Source organism: Alloscardovia criceti DSM 17774, from assembly GCF_000376885.1.
In the GTDB taxonomy this organism is placed as follows: Bacteria; Actinomycetota; Actinomycetes; order Actinomycetales; family Bifidobacteriaceae; genus Alloscardovia; species Alloscardovia criceti.
In genome coordinates this window covers 42,219-61,772 of sequence record NZ_AQXR01000011.1, presented here as the reverse complement: position 1 = coordinate 61,772, position 19,554 = coordinate 42,219, and the positions used below count along the sequence as shown (strand labels likewise).

At 50.3% G+C, this 19,554-nt stretch carries 31 protein-coding genes; all 31 read right to left on the bottom strand.

The features are described from left to right. Positions 1–30 precede the first annotated feature (30 nt). Positions 31–600 carry a LemA family protein gene (locus D570_RS0105735; RefSeq protein WP_033377135.1) on the bottom strand — a complete coding sequence of 190 codons (570 nt, stop codon included), beginning with the start codon at positions 598–600 and terminating at the stop codon, positions 31–33. Positions 601–778: 178 nt separating this feature from the next. Next, entirely contained in the window at positions 779–1,342 is a 564-nt protein-coding gene (locus D570_RS0105730) for an adenylate kinase (protein ID WP_018143435.1), read from the bottom strand. A gap of 3 nt (positions 1,343–1,345) precedes the next feature. Continuing rightward, positions 1,346–2,800, bottom strand: a complete 1,455-nt coding sequence (gene secY, locus D570_RS08615) for a preprotein translocase subunit SecY (protein ID WP_018143434.1) — start codon at positions 2,798–2,800, stop codon at positions 1,346–1,348. A 142-nt stretch (positions 2,801–2,942) separates the two neighbouring features. Further along, positions 2,943–3,404: a 50S ribosomal protein L15 gene (rplO, locus tag D570_RS0105720; protein WP_018143433.1), complete on the bottom strand. Its 462-nt coding sequence runs from the start codon at positions 3,402–3,404 to the stop codon at positions 2,943–2,945. A 1-nt stretch (position 3,405) separates the two neighbouring features. Then, positions 3,406–3,591, bottom strand: a complete 186-nt coding sequence (gene rpmD / locus D570_RS0105715) for a 50S ribosomal protein L30 (RefSeq protein WP_018143432.1) — start codon at positions 3,589–3,591, stop codon at positions 3,406–3,408. Next, positions 3,591–4,307, bottom strand: a complete 717-nt coding sequence (gene rpsE, locus D570_RS0105710; RefSeq protein WP_018143431.1) for a 30S ribosomal protein S5 — start codon at positions 4,305–4,307, stop codon at positions 3,591–3,593. Before rpsE ends, rpmD begins: the two co-directional genes overlap by 1 nt. Beyond that, positions 4,304–4,675 (bottom strand): 50S ribosomal protein L18, encoded by a 372-nt coding sequence (gene rplR, locus D570_RS0105705; protein WP_018143430.1) that lies wholly within the window; start codon positions 4,673–4,675, stop codon positions 4,304–4,306. Before rplR ends, rpsE begins: the two co-directional genes overlap by 4 nt. Further along, a complete protein-coding gene (rplF, locus tag D570_RS0105700) occupies positions 4,676–5,215 on the bottom strand; it encodes a 50S ribosomal protein L6 (protein ID WP_018143429.1) in 540 nt (179 codons plus the stop codon). Positions 5,216–5,229: 14 nt separating this feature from the next. Continuing rightward, the gene (rpsH, locus tag D570_RS0105695; RefSeq protein WP_018143428.1) at positions 5,230–5,628 is read right to left on the bottom strand and encodes a 30S ribosomal protein S8; all 399 of its coding nucleotides are present in this window, start codon (positions 5,626–5,628) and stop codon (positions 5,230–5,232) included. Positions 5,629–5,693: 65 nt separating this feature from the next. Next, positions 5,694–5,879: a type Z 30S ribosomal protein S14 gene (locus D570_RS0105690; protein ID WP_018143427.1), complete on the bottom strand. Its 186-nt coding sequence runs from the start codon at positions 5,877–5,879 to the stop codon at positions 5,694–5,696. A 3-nt stretch (positions 5,880–5,882) separates the two neighbouring features. Beyond that, positions 5,883–6,455 (bottom strand): 50S ribosomal protein L5, encoded by a 573-nt coding sequence (rplE, locus tag D570_RS0105685; protein WP_018143426.1) that lies wholly within the window; start codon positions 6,453–6,455, stop codon positions 5,883–5,885. Beyond that, positions 6,455–6,787 (bottom strand): 50S ribosomal protein L24, encoded by a 333-nt coding sequence (gene rplX, locus D570_RS0105680; RefSeq protein ID WP_018143425.1) that lies wholly within the window; start codon positions 6,785–6,787, stop codon positions 6,455–6,457. Before rplX ends, rplE begins: the two co-directional genes overlap by 1 nt. Further along, on the bottom strand, positions 6,787–7,155 hold the full coding sequence (gene rplN, locus D570_RS0105675) for a 50S ribosomal protein L14 (protein WP_018143424.1): 369 nt from the start codon (positions 7,153–7,155) through the stop codon (positions 6,787–6,789). Before rplN ends, rplX begins: the two co-directional genes overlap by 1 nt. Positions 7,156–7,271: 116 nt before the next feature. Further along, on the bottom strand, positions 7,272–7,538 hold the full coding sequence (rpsQ, locus tag D570_RS0105670) for a 30S ribosomal protein S17 (RefSeq protein WP_018143423.1): 267 nt from the start codon (positions 7,536–7,538) through the stop codon (positions 7,272–7,274). Positions 7,539–7,557: 19 nt separating this feature from the next. Continuing rightward, a complete protein-coding gene (gene rpmC, locus D570_RS0105665) occupies positions 7,558–7,791 on the bottom strand; it encodes a 50S ribosomal protein L29 (protein ID WP_018143422.1) in 234 nt (77 codons plus the stop codon). Further along, positions 7,792–8,211: a 50S ribosomal protein L16 gene (rplP, locus tag D570_RS0105660; protein WP_018143421.1), complete on the bottom strand. Its 420-nt coding sequence runs from the start codon at positions 8,209–8,211 to the stop codon at positions 7,792–7,794. Positions 8,212–8,217: 6 nt separating this feature from the next. Further along, complete coding sequence (gene rpsC, locus D570_RS0105655) at positions 8,218–9,030, bottom strand: 30S ribosomal protein S3 (RefSeq protein WP_018143420.1); 813 nt, start codon at positions 9,028–9,030, stop codon at positions 8,218–8,220. Next, positions 9,030–9,389 (bottom strand): 50S ribosomal protein L22, encoded by a 360-nt coding sequence (gene rplV / locus D570_RS0105650; RefSeq protein WP_018143419.1) that lies wholly within the window; start codon positions 9,387–9,389, stop codon positions 9,030–9,032. The genes rpsC and rplV overlap by 1 nt, the downstream gene beginning before the upstream one ends. After that, positions 9,390–9,668 (bottom strand): 30S ribosomal protein S19, encoded by a 279-nt coding sequence (gene rpsS, locus D570_RS0105645; RefSeq protein ID WP_018143418.1) that lies wholly within the window; start codon positions 9,666–9,668, stop codon positions 9,390–9,392. Positions 9,669–9,683: 15 nt separating this feature from the next. Further along, positions 9,684–10,514: a 50S ribosomal protein L2 gene (rplB, locus tag D570_RS0105640; protein ID WP_018143417.1), complete on the bottom strand. Its 831-nt coding sequence runs from the start codon at positions 10,512–10,514 to the stop codon at positions 9,684–9,686. A gap of 31 nt (positions 10,515–10,545) precedes the next feature. Then, positions 10,546–10,842, bottom strand: coding sequence for a 50S ribosomal protein L23 (rplW, locus tag D570_RS0105635; RefSeq protein ID WP_018143416.1), 297 nt, complete (start codon positions 10,840–10,842; stop codon positions 10,546–10,548). Positions 10,843–10,847: 5 nt separating this feature from the next. Further along, positions 10,848–11,504: a 50S ribosomal protein L4 gene (rplD, locus tag D570_RS0105630; protein WP_018143415.1), complete on the bottom strand. Its 657-nt coding sequence runs from the start codon at positions 11,502–11,504 to the stop codon at positions 10,848–10,850. Positions 11,505–11,508: 4 nt separating this feature from the next. Next, positions 11,509–12,159, bottom strand: coding sequence for a 50S ribosomal protein L3 (gene rplC, locus D570_RS0105625; RefSeq protein ID WP_018143414.1), 651 nt, complete (start codon positions 12,157–12,159; stop codon positions 11,509–11,511). 11 nt (positions 12,160–12,170) lie between these two features. Next, entirely contained in the window at positions 12,171–12,479 is a 309-nt protein-coding gene (gene rpsJ, locus D570_RS0105620; protein WP_018143413.1) for a 30S ribosomal protein S10, read from the bottom strand. Between the two features lie 421 nt (positions 12,480–12,900). Beyond that, the gene (locus D570_RS09705; protein ID WP_306718441.1) at positions 12,901–13,026 is read right to left on the bottom strand and encodes a hypothetical protein; all 126 of its coding nucleotides are present in this window, start codon (positions 13,024–13,026) and stop codon (positions 12,901–12,903) included. Positions 13,027–13,173: 147 nt separating this feature from the next. Next, entirely contained in the window at positions 13,174–14,034 is an 861-nt protein-coding gene (locus tag D570_RS08905; protein ID WP_018143412.1) for a hypothetical protein, read from the bottom strand. Further along, the gene (locus D570_RS09745; protein WP_083907407.1) at positions 13,952–14,272 is read right to left on the bottom strand and encodes a TetR/AcrR family transcriptional regulator; all 321 of its coding nucleotides are present in this window, start codon (positions 14,270–14,272) and stop codon (positions 13,952–13,954) included. The genes D570_RS08905 and D570_RS09745 overlap by 83 nt, the downstream gene beginning before the upstream one ends. A 191-nt stretch (positions 14,273–14,463) precedes the next feature. After that, entirely contained in the window at positions 14,464–17,181 is a 2,718-nt protein-coding gene (gene adhE / locus D570_RS0105610) for a bifunctional acetaldehyde-CoA/alcohol dehydrogenase (RefSeq protein ID WP_018143411.1), read from the bottom strand. 219 nt (positions 17,182–17,400) lie between these two features. Continuing rightward, on the bottom strand, positions 17,401–18,288 hold the full coding sequence (locus D570_RS09655; RefSeq protein ID WP_018143410.1) for a TM2 domain-containing protein: 888 nt from the start codon (positions 18,286–18,288) through the stop codon (positions 17,401–17,403). A 97-nt stretch (positions 18,289–18,385) separates the two neighbouring features. After that, positions 18,386–18,874, bottom strand: coding sequence for a 30S ribosomal protein S9 (rpsI, locus tag D570_RS0105600; protein WP_018143409.1), 489 nt, complete (start codon positions 18,872–18,874; stop codon positions 18,386–18,388). Between the two features lie 20 nt (positions 18,875–18,894). Then, complete coding sequence (gene rplM, locus D570_RS0105595) at positions 18,895–19,344, bottom strand: 50S ribosomal protein L13 (protein WP_026181919.1); 450 nt, start codon at positions 19,342–19,344, stop codon at positions 18,895–18,897. Between the last annotated feature and the right edge of the window lie 210 nt (positions 19,345–19,554).

Genomic DNA, 19,554 nt, shown 5'->3' with positions numbered 1-19,554 from the left:
GAAATCTTCTCGAGGAGTATCTAGACTTATCTAGAACTGAACTTGTGGTACTTCGCGATCTGCACCTTCGACCTTGAAATATTCTGCCTTTTCGAAGTGGAAAATGCCTGCCACGATATTGTTGGGGAAAATTTCCACCGCATTATTCATCTTCAATGCCACATCATTGTAGAACTGACGAGAGTATGCAATCTTTTCTTCTAAAGTCTTCAGCTGATTTTGCAAATCCATGAAGTTCGTATTGGCCTGCAACTGTGGATAGGCTTCCGCAACGGCCAACACATTGACAATCGCACGGCCCAGAGCATTTTCGGCATCCATACGCTGTGCGATGTTTCCGGACTCTTCTGCTGCTTTCACAGCCGAGCGAGCCTGTGTTACCTGCACAAAGACGTTGGATTCGTGTGCGGCGTATCCCTTGACGGTGTTGACCAAATTTGGAATCAAGTCGGAACGCTGCTTCAACTGCACGTCGATTTGTGCCCAGCCATTCCCTACGCGATTGCGCAGGCTGACGAGGTTATTGTACACGCCAATAACCCATAAAACTGCGACGATAAGAATCGCAAGAATAATAATTGTAATAACTAAACCACTCATGTTTTCATCATACACGACTTTCCATGGCGACAAGTAGAGCCCCAGAAAGGCGTTCACGACCTAAGAATGCCTAGGAAACAACGAATAGACATGCCTCACCCCGTCACAAAACAAGAAAGGGCACAGACTCTCCAGCCTGTGCCCTTTCTTCAGGAAGATTTCAGAAGTGAATGTGAGCTTACTTGGTCAGCTCAGAAACGATATTCTTGTGAATTTCGTCGATATCGCCCACACCATTGATAGCAACGAGGATGCCGCGCTGCTTGTAGATATCCAGCAATGGAGCTGTTTCCTGTGCATAAACATCCAGACGCTTGGCGATAACTTCCGGAGTATCGTCTGCGCGGCCTTCGATTTCTGCACGCTTCATCATGCGCTCCATCAGCACGTCATGATCTGCATCCAAAGCCACCACCGCATCAAGCGGTGTACCCAATTCTTCCAACATCTTATCCAATGCCTCAACCTGAGAAGCATTGCGTGGATAACCGTCGAGAATCCATCCGTTCTGAGCGTCGTCCTGAGCTAAACGATCCTTTACGATGCTGTTGGTCAGCTCATCTGGCACAAGTTCGCCCTTATCGATGAAGGCTTGAGCCTGCTTTCCCAGCTCGGTCTGGTTCTTCAAGTTGTAGCGGAAGATATCACCTGTGGAAATAGCAGGGATGGAGAAGTGCTCCGCCAGCTTAGCCGCCTGCGTACCCTTGCCCACACCTTGTGGTCCCATAATTAACAAACGCATATTTTACTCCTCAGTTGTTTCTGCGGATTCATTCTGTGCTTCTATGTCAGCCTGAGAATCCTGAGAATTGTCTTCAACCGTTTCGGTTACGGTATCTGCTGTCTTGTCTTTCTTGTCAGAGTGCTTTGCAGGCTTCTTCTTACCTTCGCCATCTGTGCCCACACTCAAGAAAGGCTCATACTGGAACTGTTCGGTCTGCGCACGTGCCTGACGCAGGGTATCCAAACCAACACCAGCGATAATCAAAATGGTAGTACCACCGAATGGCAACTGGGATCCGATGCTCAATGCCAGAATCAATACCGTTGGAATCAATGCCACGAAGAGCAAGTACACAGCGCCTACCGTATTTAAACGGTTGATAATGTAAGTCAAGTATTCACTGGTAGCGCGGCCGGCACGAATGCCTGGAATAAAGCCACCATACTGCTTCATATTATCTGCAGTTTCATCCGTGTTGAAGGTAATCGACGTATAGAAGAAGGTGAAGAACACAATCATCAAGGAATATAGCCCGATGTACCACATGGAGGTGGAGTTTGCAAGATTCGTGTTAATCCACTGGACCCAGTCTGCGTTGGTATCGCCAAACTGTGCTATCAAAGTAGGGATAGCAAGGATAGAAGATGCAAAGATTGGTGGGATAACACCAGACATGTTTACCTTCAATGGCAAGTATGTGGAGGTGCCACCGTACATCTTACGGCCAATCATACGACGGGTGTACTGCACTGGGATTCGACGCTGCATCAGTTCTACGTATACAACGAAAATCAAGACGACAATCAACGTACCTGCGACGATGCCGAACTTTGTCCATTCACCGTTCTGCCAACCAATATTCCACAGCTGAGGCAAGAAGCCCGAGCAGATGGAGGTGAAGATGAGCACGGACATACCATTACCAATGCCTTTATCGGTAATTAATTCTGCCATCCACATGACCAAACCCGTACCACCGGTCATAATAATGATCATGAAAAGCATGTTGTGCACAGAGCTGTCTGGGATGATCTTGCCTGTGGCCGCAGAGCCAAATAGTGCACCGGTTTGTGCCGTAACCAAAATCGTGGTGGACTGCAAGAATGCCAAACCGATGGTCATATAACGTGTATACTCTGTCAGCTTTGCTTCACCGGACTGTCCTTCTTTGTGCAAAGCCTCAAATCGTGGGATGACAACGCGCAACAACTGCACGACGATGGAAGCCGTAATGTACGGCATAATGCCCAAGGCAAACACGGAAAGCTGGAGCAAAGCACCACCAGAGAACAAGTTCACCAATGCCACAAAGTTTTCGCCGCTACTTGCATTCTTAACCGTATCGCTCACAACCTTGTAATCAATACCAGGCGTAGGGATAGCTGCACCGATACGGTAAATAATCACAATCAACAATGTGAACAGAATCTTATTGCGCAACTCCTTAGCACGCAACGCCTGAATAAGTGTTCTCACTGAATTCCTCCTGAAGTGTCCTGATTTTTTAGACACACTGCTAACAACTATAACAAAAGATAAGGTCCTTGACACTGTTTCGTGTCAAGGACCTTGCAAAAAGGCAGAATTACTGCTTTATGAAGTATTTAATTATAAGAAATTAATCTTCAGAAATAGAACCGCCTGCTGCTTCAATCTTTGCCTTTGCAGATGCAGAGGACTTTACACCCTTAATGGTGTAAGCTACAGTCACTTCACCATCACCGAGAATCTTGACTGGCTGGTTCTTGCGTACAAGACCTGCTTCAACAAGAGCCTCAACGGTGATTTCGCCACCCTTTGGGAAGGAGTTGACCAAGTCAGCCAAGTTGACGACCTGGAACTCTACCTTGAATGGGGACTTGAAGCCACGAAGCTTTGGAAGACGCATGTAAAGTGGAAGCTGGCCACCTTCGAAACCAGGACGAACCTGATAACGAGCATGCGTACCCTTCATACCGCGACCAGAGGTCTTACCCTTGGAGCCTTCACCACGACCCACGCGAGTCTTGGACTTCTTAGCACCTGGAGCTGGACGCAAGTCATGCATCTGAAGGATATCGACGTCATTTGAGTTTGCCATATTAGTCAATCTCCTCCACTGTTACAAGATGACGAACCTTGTTTGCCATACCGCGGTATACAGGAGTGTCATCACGTACTACGCTCTGGTTAATCTTGCGAAGACCGAGAGAGTGTACATTGTCCTTCTGTACCTGAGTAGCGCCTACGAGGCCCTTCTTCAAGGTGATCTTAAGCTGCTTAGCCATTACTCACCGTCCTTTGCTGCTGCCTGAGCCTCTTCACGAGCCTTGCGAGCTTCTTCGATGCCCAATGCGCGTTCACGCAAAAGACGATCTGGAGCTACTTCAGAGAGGGACAGATCGCGACGAGCTGCCACTTCTTCTGGCTCTTCGAGCTGCTTCAATGCGGAAACAGTTGCACGAACAGTGTTGATAGCATTACCGGAACCCATGTCCTTGGACAAGATGTCGGTAATACCTGCGCACTCGAGTACTGCACGCACTGCACCACCAGCAATAACACCAGTTCCTGGAGCTGCTGGGCGGAGAAGTACGGTACCAGCGGACTCGTGACCGATTACTGGATGAGTAATGGTGCCACGTACGCGTGGAACAGTAAACATATGCTTCTTAGCGTCAAGCTGTCCCTTAGCAATTGCGGAAGGAACTTCATGAGACTTACCATAGCCAACGCCGACGGTGCCGTTTCCATCACCCACTACGACGAGAGCTGCGAAGCTCATGGTACGACCACCCTTGTTGGTCTTGCTTACGCGCTTGATGGTTACTACGCGATCGAGAAGCTCATCGCGCTGTTCGTTGCGCTCACGGCGGTTGCGTCGTTCACCACGACGGCCTTCGCCACGATTGCTGCGACGACCCCTGCGCTCTTCTGCTGCTGGAGCCTGCTCTGTAGTCTGAGTCTCTTCAGCCACGTTGATTTCCTTTTCGTTGTCGCTCATAGCTGCAGACCTCCCTCGCGTGCGCCTTCAGCTACTGCAGCCACACGACCGTGATACTTGTAGCCACCACGATCGAATACTACGGTTGTAATGCCCGCAGCAAGTGCCTTCTTAGCAACCAATTCGCCAACCTTCTTTGCAGCTTCCACCTTGGAGCCTTCGAAAGGACCGAAGTCGTTGTGCAAAGTAGATTCGCTTACCAAAGTGATGCCCTTGGTGTCATCGATAATCTGAGCAACCATGTTGCGGTTAGAACGAGTAACTACGAGGCGTGGACGCTCAGCAGTGCCGGCGAGCTTCTTGCGAAGACGTGCGTGACGGCGCAAGCGAGCAACGTTCTTGCCCTTACCAAAAATCTTAACCGTCATTTACTTACCAGCCTTTCCAGCCTTGCGAATGATGCGCTCATCTGCGTACTTGATGCCCTTGCCCTTGTATGGTTCTGGAGCACGAAGCTTGCGGATGTTTGCAGCAATCTGGCCAACAGCCTGCTTGTCAGTACCCTTTACCACGAGTTCGTTTGGATTGACCACTTCGAACTCGATGCCTTCTGGTGCTTCCACATTAATGGTGTGGGAGTAACCCAGGAAGAACTCGAGGTTCTTGCCCTTAGCAACTACACGGTAACCAGTACCAACAATGAGAAGACGCTTCTGGAAGCCGTTGGATACACCTTCAATGATGCCTGCTGCAAGAGAGCGAGCCAAACCGTGCTTTGCACGTGTTGGACGAGCATCATCTTCAGGGGTGAAGACAACCTGACCATCTTCTACTGCTACGGAAATACCTTCAGGAACTTCGAAAGAGTCGGTGCCCTTAGCACCCTTCGCCTGGAAGATGTTTCCATTAATTGTAATTTCTACTCCTGCTGGAACAGCGATAGGGAGCTTACCAATATGTGATGCCATAATTTAAGCCCTCCTTACCACACATAAGCGACGATTTCGCCGCCGATGCCCTTTTCAAGGCATTCCTTCTGAGTCATCAAACCAGAGCTGGTAGAGATAATAGCGATACCCAAGCCGCCAAGTGGCATTGGGAGAGCGTCAGACTTTGCGTAACGACGCAAACCTGGCTTAGAAATACGCTTAATACCCTGAATGCTCTGCTCGCCGTGGTTGCCATACTTGAGAGTGATCTCAAGAGTCTGGCCTACACGAGCTTCCTTCGCTGTGAAATCAGCGATATAACCCTCACGCTTGAGGATTTCGGCAATATGTGCCTTAAACTTCGAGTATGGCATGTCCACGGTTTCGTGTTTTGCCGCACTCGCATTACGCAGACGTGTAAGCATATCTGCGATTGGATCTGTCATTGTCATTTGGGCTGATGCCCTTCCTCGTCGTGGTTTCCGCCGCCGTCAGGCCGCGGACCTTCAACGTCGATTTACCAACTGGACTTCGTTACGCCTGGAAGCTCGCCACGGTGTGCCTTATCACGAAGGCAAACGCGGCAGAGACCGAACTTGCGATAAACGGAATGTGGACGTCCGCAAACCTCGCAGCGTGTGTAAGCACGCACTGCGAACTTTGGCTTGCGAGCAGCCTTGTTCTTAAGAGCTGTCTTTGCCATCTCTTAGTCCTCCTTGAATGGGAAGCCGAGGTGCTTAAGCAATGCCTTGCCTTCCTCGTCATTCTTGGTTGAGGTCACAACTGTGATATCCATACCACGGCGGTGATCGATGGAATCAGGATCAATCTCGTGGAACATAGACTGTTCAGTAAGACCGAAGTTGTAGTTGCCGTTGCCGTCGAACTGGTTTCCGTTGATACCACGGAAATCGCGGATACGAGGCAATGCCAAAGTCAGAAGACGATCCAAGAACTCCCACATGCGATCGCCACGCAAGGTAACGAAAGCACCGATAGCCTGACCTTCACGCAAATGGAACTGTGCTACAGACTTCTTTGCGAGAGTGATCTTTGGCTTCTGACCAGTAATAGCGGTGAGATCGCGTACAGCGCCTTCGATGAGCTTGGAGTCGCGAGCAGCGGCACCTACACCCATGGAAACAACAACCTTCTGTACACCTGGTACCTGCATTGGGTTAGAAATGCCGAATTCCTTCTCCAAAGCTGGGATGATCTCTTCCTTGTAACGAGTCTTAAGACGTGGAGTTGCAGGAGCCTCGATATTTACTTCACTCATTACAGCTCCTTTCCAGACTTCTTAGCCACGCGTACACGTACACGCTTTACCTTGCCATCACGTGCTTCTTCCTTCACCACAACACCAACGCGGGTTGGCTTCTTGGTTTCAGGATCTACGAGCATTACGTTAGAACGGTGAATAGGTGCTTCAACGGAAACAATTCCGGACTGCTGACCCTGCACTGTTGCACGGATGTGCTTCTTTACAATCTGAACGCCTTCAACGATCAAACGATCATCTGGAAGTACACGCTGAACGGTGCCTTCTGCGCCACGATCCTTACCACGGATAACCTTCACGAGGTCACCCTTCTTGATCTTAGCTACCATTAGATCACCTCCGGTGCCAAAGAAACGATCTTCATGAAGCGCTTATCGCGCAATTCACGACCAACTGGTCCGAAGATACGTGTGCCCTTTGGTTCGCGGCCACTACCAAGAATAACCGCAGCGTTCTCATCAAACTTGATGTAGGAACCGTCTGCACGACGACGTTCCTTTACAGTACGGACGACGACAGCCTTAACTACGTCACCCTTCTTAACCGAACCGCCAGGAATTGCATCCTTGACGGAAGCGACAATAACGTCGCCGATTCCGGCATAGCGTCGCTTCGATCCACCGAGCACGCGAATTGCAAGGATTTCCTTAGCACCCGTGTTGTCGGCGACATGAAGTCGCGATTCTTGCTGAATCATTGATTCTCCTTAGCCGAGCTGGTCCTCCCTGCACACCTCAAAGGCCACCACTGCCCTGTCCAAAAAAACTGAACAGTAGTGACCTGAAGGTGTACACGGAGCCTTGCCGAACTTATTTACTTAGCACGCTCAACGATAGCGTTGAGACGCCAACGCTTCGTCTTGCTCAAAGGCCTTGTCTCCATAATTGTAACAAGATCGCCGACATGTGCGTCGTTGTTCTCGTCATGGACCTTGACCTTGCTGTTGCTGCGTACAACCTTACCATACAGTGGGTGGGTTGAACGCTGCTCCAACTCAACGGTAATCGTCTTGTCCATAGAATCAGACACTACATAGCCTGTACGGACCTTACGCGCGTTGCGTTCCAGCTTTTCAGCCATTTTTACTCCTCAGACTTTCCTATTCCTGCACTGGGGACTCGGTGATGCCGAGTTCACGTTCGCGAAGAACAGTGTACATGCGGGCAATATCACGCTTAACAGCCTTAATGCGAGATGAATTCTCAAGCTGACCAGTAGCGTTCTGGAAGCGAAGGTTGAAAAGCTCTTCCTTCGACTTCTTGAGGAAGTCCTCAATTTCTGCGTTAGTCTTCTCGTTCAAATTGTTGATCGAGTATTCTGATGCATTTGCCATTTAGTTGTCACCGCCTTCACGTGCAATGATGCGGCACTTCATAGGCAGCTTGTCCACTGCACGGCGAAGTGCTTCACGAGCAACTTCTTCAGAAACGCCTGAAATTTCGAACATTACGCGTCCTGGACGAACATTAGCAACCCAGAACTCAGGTGCACCCTTACCGGAACCCATTCGAGCGCCGAGAGCATGCTTCGTCAAAGGACGATCTGGGAAGATTGTGATCCACACGCGGCCACCACGCTTGATGTAGCGGGTCATAGCAATACGTGCAGCTTCAATCTGACGGTTGGTAATGTAAGCAGGAGCAAGAGCCTGGATACCATAATCACCGAAAGCGATTTCGTTTCCACCCTTAGACATACCAGAGCGAACAGGACGGTGCTGCTTACGGTACTTAGTTCTCTTTGGGATAAGCATTCGAACTTACTCCTTTACTTCTGCAGTTTCAGCTGGAGCTGCAGGAGCTTCGGTCTTAGCCTGAGCTTCCTGTGCGCCACGCTGTGCAGCTGCACCACGGTTGTTACGACGTGAGCGACGGTCGTTAGAACCACGACGAGAACGGTTGTTCTGCTGAGCCTGCTGCTCTTCGAATTCCTTCTCTGTCATGTCGCCCTTGTAGATCCACACCTTCACACCGATCTGACCATAAGTTGTGCTTGCTTCAAAGAAGCCATAGTCAATCAATGCACGAAGAGTTTGCAGTGGCACGCGGCCTTCACGGTAGAACTCGGAACGGGACATTTCTGCGCCACCCAAGCGACCGGAAAGCTTGATACGAATACCCTTTGCACCAGCACGCATAGCGTCCTGCTGTGCCTTGCGCATAGCGCGGCGGAAGGTAACGCGGTTTGCCAACTGTTCAGCAATAGACTGTGCAACGAGCTGAGCGTCGATTGCAGCATTCTTTACTTCGAAAATGTTGAGCTGAACCTGCTTGCCGGTGATCTTTTCCAGCTTTGCGCGAACGCGATCAGCTTCTGCACCGCGACGACCGATAACGATACCTGGACGGGCTGTGTGGATGTCCACACGCACGCGGTCACGGGTACGCTCGATTACTACGCGAGATACGCCTGCACGCTCGAGATCCTTGTTCATTGCCTTGCGGATCTTGTCATCTTCAAGCACGAAGTCACGATAACGTTCACCCTGCTTGTTGGAATCAGAGAACCACTTGGAGCGATGGTACTCGGTTACGCCGAGGCGGTAACCAAATGGATTAACCTTCTGGCCCATTAGCGTGCACCTTCCTTATCTGCAACAATGACCGTGATGTGGGAAGTGCGCTTGTTGATGCGGCCTGCGCGACCCTGTGCACGAGCACGGAAACGCTTCAGAGTTACACCTTCATCAACATAAGTAGCTGCAACTACCAAATCATTCTCACGGAATGGTTCGTTTGCCTGTTCTGCCTTCACACGAGCATTTGCAATTGCGGACTCGAGTACCTTGAGTACTGGAGTGGATGCAGCCTGTGGGGCAAACTTCAAAATGGTGACGGCTTCACTGGTCTTCTTGCCTCGGATGAGGTCAACGACGCGGCGAGCCTTGCGTGGCGTCACGCGTACGTGACGTGCAATTGCCTTAGCTTCCATTTAGCGGCGTCCCTTCTTATCATCCTTAATGTGGCCACGGAAAGTACGCGTTGGAGCGAACTCACCGAGCTTGTGACCAACCATCGATTCAGTGACAAACACTGGTACATGCTTGCGTCCATCGTGAACTGCAAAGGTGTGACCAATGAAGTCAGGGGTAATCATGGAACGACGAGACCAAGTCTTAATGACGTCGTGAGTACCCTTTTCATTCTGAGCGTCGACTTTTTTCTGCAAGTGGGCGTCGACGAATGGGCCCTTCTTGATGCTTCGAGTCATCTCTTCGACACTCCCTTACTTGCGGTTCTTACCGTTAGGACGACGACGAACAATCATCTTGTTCGAAGCCTTCTTAGGACGACGGGTACGAACCTCACCCTTACCCCATGGAGACACTGGTGGCTTACCACCGCGTGTACGACCACCATGTGGATGATCTACTGGGTTCATGGATTCACCACGAGTATGTGGACGCTTACCCATCCAACGAGCACGACCTGCCTTACCGAGCTCAATGTTTGCGTGTTCGGAGTTACCTACTTCGCCAACAGTTGCGCGGCAGCGTGCATCGACATTACGGATTTCACCAGATGGCATACGCAGCTGAGCCAAGTTACCATCTTTTGCAACGAGCTGTACAGAAGCACCAGCAGAACGTGCAATCTTTGCGCCACCCAATGGACGAAGTTCAATAGCATGAACGATGGTACCTGTTGGGATATTGCGCAGTGGCAAATTGTTTCCTGGCTTGATATCAGCCTGTGCGCCGGTTTCGATGGTGTCGCCCTGCTTGATACCTTCAGGAGCTATGATGTAGCGCTTTTCACCATCTGCAAAGTGGAGCAAAGCAATGCGAGCAGAACGGTTTGGATCGTACTCGATGTGTGCAACCTTTGCTGGGATGCCGTCCTTGTCCCAACGCTTGAAGTCGATGAGACGGTACTGACGCTTGTGTCCGCCACCACGGTGACGGCTTGTAATACGGCCGTAAGAGTTACGACCACCAGTCTTACTGAGTTTGCGTAGCAAAGACTTTTCAGGTGTGGAACGCGTAATCTCAGAGAAGTCTGAGACAGATGCGTTACGACGACCTGCAGTCGTTGGCTTGTATACGCGGATAGCCATAATATGTTTTCCTAACTTTCTCGGCTACTGCTTAGTTACCAAAAATGTCAATAGTCTGACCTGCAGCGATGGTAACAATTGCACGCTTCTGAGAAGCACGCTGACCAAAGCCGGTGCGGGTGCGCTGACGCTTGCCTGCACGGTTCAGAGTGTTTACGTTGGTAACCTTAACCTTGAAGATTTCTTCTACAGCTTGCTTGATCTGAATCTTGTTTGCGGATGGAGCCACCACGAAGGTGTACTGACCGCGATCAGAGTTAGCATAAGCCTTTTCAGAAACTACAGGCTTGATGATGATGTCATGTGCTGGCTTATGAATTGCGACCATGTGACTTAGGCCTCCTTAACAGCAGTCTTAGCAGCAACGAAAGCTTCGAAGCCTTCCTTGGTGAAGACGACATCTTCAGCGGTAACTACGTCATAGGTGTTCAACTGATCTGCGAAGAGCACGTGTACGTAGGTGAGATTACGAACGGAAAGCCATTCGTTGATGTTGTCACGAGAAACAACAACGGTGGTGAAGCGGTTGTCCACGATAGAAAGAGCTGCCTTAGCAGTCTTTGTAGATGGAGTTTCACCCAAACCGAAATCAACTACGTGTACGCGACCTGCGTTGAAACGATCAGAAAGCACATAGCGCAGTGCTGCTGCCTTCATCTTCTTTGGTGTGCGCTGGGAGTAGTCGCGTGGCACTGGACCATGAACTACTGCACCACCTGCGAACTGAGGAGCACGAATGGAACCCTGACGAGCACGGCCTGTACCCTTCTGCTTCCATGGCTTCTTGCCGCCGCCGGAGATGCGTGCGCGATTCTTTACAGCATGAGTGCCCTGACGAGCAGCTGCAAGCTGAGCGATAACAACTTGGTGTACGAGTGGAACGTGTGCACGCACAACATCCTGCTCAATGCCGAAGAGCTCTACAGGAGCTTCGACTGTACCAGCTGCCTTACCGTTAGCATCGGTGATGTTCAAAGTTACGTTTGCCATAACCTTATGCTCCCTTCACAGCAGTACGTACTACAACGAGAGAACCCTTTGGTCCTGGTACAGCACCCTTTACTGCAATAATGCCGTTTTCCACATCAGAAGATACAACGGTCAAATTGAGTGTGGTGTGAGTGTTGTGGCCCATACGACCAGCCATGCGCTTGCCCTTAAGAATGCGGCTTGGAGTTGCGCATGCGCCTACAGAACCTGGACGACGCTCATTCTTGTGAGAACCGTGGGTACGACGGTAGGACTTGAAGCCCCAACGCTTGATTGTACCTGCGAAGCCCTTACCCTTGGTGGTGCCTGTTACGTCAACAACAGCGCCATCAGGGAAAATCTCTGCTGTAAGTTCCTGACCCAATTCGTAGTTTTCTACGTCATCGGTGCGGAATTCTACGAGGTGACGGCGTGGAGTTACACCTGCCTTAGCAAAGTGACCAGCCAATGGCTTGGTTACCTTAGTAGGGTCAATTGCGCCGAATGCCACCTGAACAGCCTTGTAGCCGTCAGATTCCTCGTTCTTTACTGCTGTTACAACGTTGGTGTCAACTTCTACCAAAGTTACTGGAACGAAGAAACCGTTCTCATCCCAAACCTGAGACATACCGAGCTTCTTGCCCAACAATGCCTGACGATTGTTCTTAGATACCATTTCTCCCCTCCCTACAGCTTAATCTCAATGTTTACATCTGCAGGCAAATCAAGACGCATCAAAGAATCAACTGCCTTAGGAGTTGGATCTACAATGTCGATAAGACGCTTGTGAGTGCGCATCTCGAAGTGCTCGCGAGAATCCTTGTACTGATGAGGAGAACGGATAACAACAAACACGTTCTTCTCAGTAGGAAGTGGAACTGGGCCAACTACAGTTGCGCCTGCGTTCGTGACCGTCTCGACAATCTTCTTTGCCGACTGGTCGATGACCTCATGGTCATAGGACTTTAGCCTGATGCGGATTTTCTGTCCCGCCATTCGCCGTCCGCCCTTTCTTGCGATCGATACATTTCCAACCTGTTTAGAGCACTATCCGGCACTTCGCCTCATGGACGAATCCCCATCAGTGCGTAGCTAGCGGCACTTACCGCTGCCACGCTCGCTATTTAAGATATTAAGCATAAAAACATGCGAGCCTAAAACAGGCAACTCATATATTTAAGCACAACCCATGTCCTAATTCATCCGGGCGTGTCGAATTTTCGCCCGCCGATGAAAGGCTAAAAAATGATTGAAAAATATGCAATCACAGGACATAGAAAAATAGGATGTGTTATGAGTACGTGAATACAATACACGCATCTAGGAATTCGACACGCATAACTTACAAATAAGTGTGCGATTACGCTCACCACATAATCGCACACAGAAACACACTCATACCGTGGAGGAAACGAAACTATTCCACCACGACGCGGACCCGCGAAAGATTGTAGATGCGCGTATCTATATTCCCCTTTCTCTCTGGACGCTGACCGCTGACGCGAACCGTTGCAAAATATGTGCCAGTTGTTCTATAGGACATAGACTTCCTCGATTCGACATACTGCAGTGGATTCTCTAGTTTTTCCACCGCGTCATAGCGGTTTTCTGTTCCCCAAAACTCCACTCAACGGTGTCCAAGAGCGGCGCATTATCCGGAGCAAAAGCGCTCACTTCTAATTGCACCTCCTCACCCGGATGCACATAAACAGATTTTTTTCCCCCCCCCATTCACTGTCAGCTCTACGCGCGCTTGCACACCGCCGCAGGTATGCTCATCTGCATCAGCACTCAGGGTCACCTGCCCATCGTGGACATCGTAGGCAGACGTATTACTTGGAGGTGCGTCCTTTTCTACCCAATCGCTGAGCTGGAGGAGCGCCTCTTGGAGAGCGCCGAGATAGCTCACCGTATGCAACGGATCTTCCTGAATATCCTCATCGGCATGCAGCGCATTGTCGGTGTACCACAAGCGCACGTTCTCTGGGTTCGCGACGCGGCGACAGTACCAATCCGCCTGCCACGGGAAGGCTTCACGATCCAAAATGGACGGAAGGAGAATCATTTTGCCGTGGATATCGCCCGTCTGAGCGCAACCCGTGGATTGTGTGAAGAGTGGGCCGATCAGCAAAGGACGCTGTGGATACATAGGACTGCCATCCGGCTGTCTAAACTGATTCCACACATCGTAGCCTTGACCCGCTTCTGGCACTTGATGTCTGTGATAGGTCTGCATCGCCAAGAAGCCACTGTTGTCCATGCGCACGATGTCTCCGCTCTTTAATTGCGGCACACTCGTGAGGCTTTCGCTCAGCAATGCATACGTACCGCGAATGGAGTCCAGCAAGAAAGATTCTCCTGTGGTGTACACGGTGCAGTCGCCGCCCAGCGCAAAACCCTCCACCGACTGATCGATAACAAATCCCACAATGGAATCATCGGATAAGTCCGCATTTTTAAATGCGTGGTCAACGCCGGAAGCATTCTGCTCCGTACGTGGGCGGATAAGCCCGAGCTCCTCTGCGTGTTTGCGCGTGAGCAGCTCTTGCACGCACCAGCAAGTGATCTCGGCTAGGAAAATGGCACGAAATGGAGGTTTGACCTATGCCCGTCATCTCGGAGATACGCGCTAGGCTCACGGCTTCATACCCTTGTGCATCAATGACTTCTAGCACTACATGTGCAATCAGTGATTTGCGGTGCACAGTAGGTGCATACTCCCCGCGTTTAGAGGACTTTTCTTGGGTTTTATCGTCCGATTGATGCGGTGCTTGCTGCTTCTGCACCATAGATTTCACATTCTCTCACGTGGTTCTTAGGTTCAGCCTATCTTAGTTTATCGGGCCGCTGCCTCGAAATCTGAATTCAATTCAGAATTTACTTCCACAGGTCTCTCCACATACAAAAGAAGGCAACCCGCGTGGAGTTGCCTTCTTTTGTGTTATGCGTTACTCAATACTTGTGTCACGCATGTCTACCCTTACTGTGCAGACTGTGTTTCCTTCGCTTCACGTTCTGCGCGAATCTTCTTACCTTCAGCCTGAGATACGCCATAGTAAGCTGCGATGGCGATATCCTTCATATCCTCAATCTGTGGGATGCGAGGATTTGCAGGCGTGCACTGATCTTCGTATGCGCGCATACCAATCTGATCGAGCACAGACCAGAAGTGCTTCTCGTCTACGCCTGCCGCCTTGAAGGATGCATCCATACCAAGCTTGTTGTCACGGTAGTCTTCTACAGCCTGCGCCAGCTTTTCTACGCCTTCTTCAGGGGTCTTTGCATCGATGCCCACCTGCTTTGCAATATCCTGGTAACGTTCTGGAGCCACGTACTTGTTGTACTTTGGCCAGGAGGTTGGCTCCAATGGCGTCTGACCATTGTAGCGGATGACGTATGGCAGGAGGATAGAGTTGCAACGACCGTGAGCCACGTGGCACAAAGCACCAATCGTGTGAGCCATAGAGTGGCACATACCCAAGAATGCAGAGCCGAATGCCATACCCGCCATGGTTGCTGCATTGTGTACACGCTCCTGAGCCTGTGGATTTGCTTGACCTTCGTTGACAGATGGAGCCAAGTTCTCCCACAGCAGCTTCAAGGAGTGCAACGCCATACCGTCGGTGAAGTCGTTCGCATATGCAGATACGTAGGCTTCCATAGCGTGCGTAATGGCATCGAAGCCAGAATCGGATGCTACGCGGCGAGGCTGCGTGCGAGCCAAAACTGGATCGACGACAGCAACCGATGGGGTCAAAGAGTAATCCGTAATTGGATACTTAATGCCCGTCTTGGTATCCGTAATCACAGCGTATGGCGTAACTTCGGAACCAGTTCCGGATGTGGTTGGTACGCAGACCAGCTTTGCCTTCTTGCCCAGCTCTGGCAAACGGAATGCACGCTTGCGGATATCGAAGAACTTTTCACGAATATCACGGAATTCGATTTCTGGGTGTTCGTAGAGCAGCCACATAATCTTGGCCGCATCCATTGGAGAACCACCACCGATGGCGATAATCGTATCTGGCTGGAACTCGTCACGCATCATGGCTGCGCCACGCTCCACAGTATCGATAGATGGCTCAGACTCCACATAGTCGATAATGCGCCATTCCACCTTGTTCAAACGCTGCTGCAGCTGAGCAATGGCCTTGTCCACGATGCCGAGATCGAGGATCACCTTATCGCAAACGAATACTACACGGTTCACGCCCACCATGTCGCGCAGGTAGCGAATCGCATTTGGCTCAAAGTACGTCTTTGGTGGAATCTTGAACCACTGCATATTATTGTTCCTTCGTGCTACACGCTTCACATTGATAAGGTTTACTGCCTGTACGTTTCCAGCCACGGAGTTTCCACCGTAAGAACCGCAACCCAGAGTCAAGGATGGAGCGATGGCGTTGTAGATGTCACCGATACCACCTAAGGAGGATGGAGAGTTCCAGATGATGCGGCAGGCGTGCATGCGCAGACCGTACTCGCGCACCAGATCTTCATTATTTGTGTGAATAGCTGCGGTGTGACCTTCACCGTGTACCAGCATCTGCTCACACATCACGAAGGCGTCTTCCTTATTATCCGCACGCAAAACAGCATGGACTGGCGCAAGCTTTTCGAGTGTTAATGGCTCGTTTTCGCTGACTTCCTTGCACTCTGCGGCAATGATAACGGTGTCCTCAGGAATGGTAATACCCGCCTGCTCAGCAATCCACTGTGGGGACTTGCCTGGTACCTTAGAGTTCAGCTGTGGCTTCGTGCCATCCTTTGCGTACGCCGTGGTGCCAAACATGAACTTTTCGAGCTTCGCCTTTTCTTCACCCTTGACGAAATAGGTGTGACGAGCCTTAAGCTTTTCGATTAATGCATCGTAAATATCAGTATGCGCAATAATTGCCTGCTCGGTTGCGCAGATCATACCGTAATCGAAGTGCTTGGAGAGCACCAAATCGTTGACCGCGCGGTCGAGATCGACATCGCTATCCACATATGCAGGAGCATTTCCAGCGCCTACACCAAGTGCTGGCTTACCAGAGGTGTATGCTGCCTTGACCATGCCCGGACCACCCGTTGCCAAAATGGTAGCAACGCCTGGGTGCTTCATCAAAGCACCAGTGGCTTCGATGGATGGGTGCTCAATCCACTGAATGCAGTCCTTTGGAGCGCCTGCAGCCACAGCAGCATCGCGCACGATGCGTGCAGCTTCCTTAGAACACTCTTGAGCAAATGGGTGGAAGCCGAAGATGATTGGGCAACGTGTCTTCAAAGCAATAAGAGCCTTGAAAATGGTGGTAGACGTTGGGTTTGTCACAGGTGTAACACCTGCAACCACGCCAACTGGCTCCGCCACTTCCGTAATGCCATCCACTTCGTTTTCACTGATGATGCCAACGGTGCGCTGGTTTGCGAGGTGGTGTGTAATGTGCTCACATGCGAAGATATTCTTCGTTGCCTTATCTTCCACCATGCCGCGGCCGGTTTCTTCTACCGCCAGCTTTGCTAATGTCAAATGAGCATGCAATGCATCCAAAGATGCCTTTGCCACGATGTAATCAATGGTCTTCTGATCAAACTTCTGGTACTCATCGAGGGCTACAAGAGCACGCTGAACAAGACCATCTACTTCTTTCTGAGCATCAGACATTTCTGGTTCGGTTTCCTTTACCGGCGTCTGAGCGGTAGTAGCTGCCTTTGCCACGAGTGACCTCCTATGGTCGTAAATCACAATTCAAAATGTGTTATAGCTCACACTTTAGGGAAGTATTCCCCTTTCCACAAATTTCCAGCCACACTTGTATAAAGGTGTTTTACAAAAGTTGTCTAACATAAGAAAAATCGCCCTCTTTCGAGGACGATTTCATCTCAAATAGCCGCATTTGTTCAGAAAAATGCTCAGCATTCCACGGGTATGCGCATATTAATCCTGCAATTCGTAGCCCTTTGCATCCTTGTGATATCGAGAGCCTGGACTCGAGACGAGAATCAAAATAAACTCTACAAAAGCCCAAATTGCAGCCACGAATGGAGGGAAGATTATAATCCAGCCCACGAGAGTCATCAACAGCTGGATGACGCCGCGAGTCGTGTATCCCAGATAGAAATTGTGAATGCCGAGAGCACCCAGGAAGAATGCGAGCAAAGCAGCTACAATCTTGTTTTTGTCTCCCACGATGAGTGGTTGACCGTCTGCCATTGGATTCGTGGCGTATTCTCCGATGTAAGAGTTATAAACGGAGTAGTCACCACCTGGCATGTTTTGCATATTCTGATATGGACCAGTGGAAGCGGTCTGTGCTGCCTGAGCTTGCTGCTCTTGCTGCGGGTTGTAAGGATAATCAGCGTAAGGTCGGCTAAAGTAAGGAACCTGCTCTTGGGGAGCCGCATTGTTTTGAGGAGCAGCATAAGCGTAGTCGGCTTGTGGGGTCGGTGTCTGCTGAGTCTGGTATGACGAATCTTGGTAAGGCTGTCCCTGATACTGCTGAGCCTGATATGGCTGGCTTTGCTGATAATTGTAAGTATCATTGACGGCCTGAGGCTGAGCATAATCCGCCTGAGCATTTGCCTGCTGACCCGTGTATGGCTGGTTACTATAAGACTGTGCGGATTCGGAGGGAGCATTTTCGTGCACGGAGTTGACCGATGTTTGCGAATTCTGCGCCACATTATCGTCAGCGATATATGTCGGCAATTCCGGCATTTCTGTTTGATCCAGCGGGGTGATATTTTCTGCACTCTCGGTATGAGCAGAGTTTTGCGAGGCATTATCCTGAGGATACGACGGTGTATTCGGGTTGAGTTCGGTCATAGTCTTTTCTCTTTCGCACAATGAACACGTAGTTCAAATATAACAAATCCCCTGCTCCGTAATGGATACAGGGGATTTGAATAAGCGAAATATGAGATTAACGCTTGGAGTACTGAGAAGCCTTGCGTGCCTTGTGCAAACCAGCCTTCTTGCGCTCTACAACGCGTGCGTCGCGAGTCAAGAAGCCTGCCTTCTTCAAAGCTGCGCGGTTAGCATCACGATCGATGCTGTTCAAAGCACGTGCAACGCCGAGGCGAATAGCACCTGCCTGACCAGTTACGCCGCCGCCATCAACGAGAACGATTACATCGAACTTGTTTTCAAGCTTGAGCAAAACGATTGGTGAGTTAACCTCGCGCTGGTGCAAACGGCTTGGGAAGTACTCTTCAAGAGTGCGACCATTAACAGTCCACTTACCAGAGCCTGGTACCAAACGTACGCGAGCAACAGCTTCCTTACGACGACCAGTGCCGTAGCCAGGAGCAATTGCAGAAGTACCGGTGCCAGCACCTGCATTGGTTTCAGAAGTATAAGAAGTGAGTTCTACCTCGGTCTCAAGAACCGCGGAGCTTGCATTTTCAGCCATTGTGGATTCTCCTTTCGGTCCTACTTAGCCTGCTGAGAGACCTGTGCGATCTCTACAACCTGTGGCTTGTTTGGGGTATGTGGATGTTCTGCACCTGCATAAACGCGCAAGCGACCAAGCTGTACCTTAACAAGCTTGTTCTTAGGCATCATGCCCTTGACTGCTGTGCGAATAATGCGTTCTGGATCCTTTTCGAGGAGCTCTGCATAAGAGTCCGCACGCAAACCGCTAGGGAATCCAGAGTGGTGGTAGATGTTCTTTGCCAGCTTATTGCCGCTCAAAGCAATCTTGTCCGCATTGATAACGATAACGAAGTTACCACCATCAGCATGTGGAGCAAAAGTTGGCTTGTTCTTGCCGCGAAGCAAGTTTGCTACCTGTACCGACAAACGACCGAGCACTACGTCAGTAGCGTCAACGACGTACCATTCGTGTGTCAAGTCACTTGGCTTTGGAGTGAAAGTCTTCACTGTAATAACCTTTTCTTTCATTGTGTTCCAGATACCTTATGGCATCCTTTATCCGTGGGCTCCCTGAAAGTCCTAGTGAGCGAGTGGGAAAGCGCTTTCCTGGACCCCTATTAGGGAAACACAACAATCTTCAATCATAGCGGATATGCAAGACCAGTGTCAAAATCTGGGCATGTATTTTTTGCATACTTTTCTCTAGTATTGAAGTTC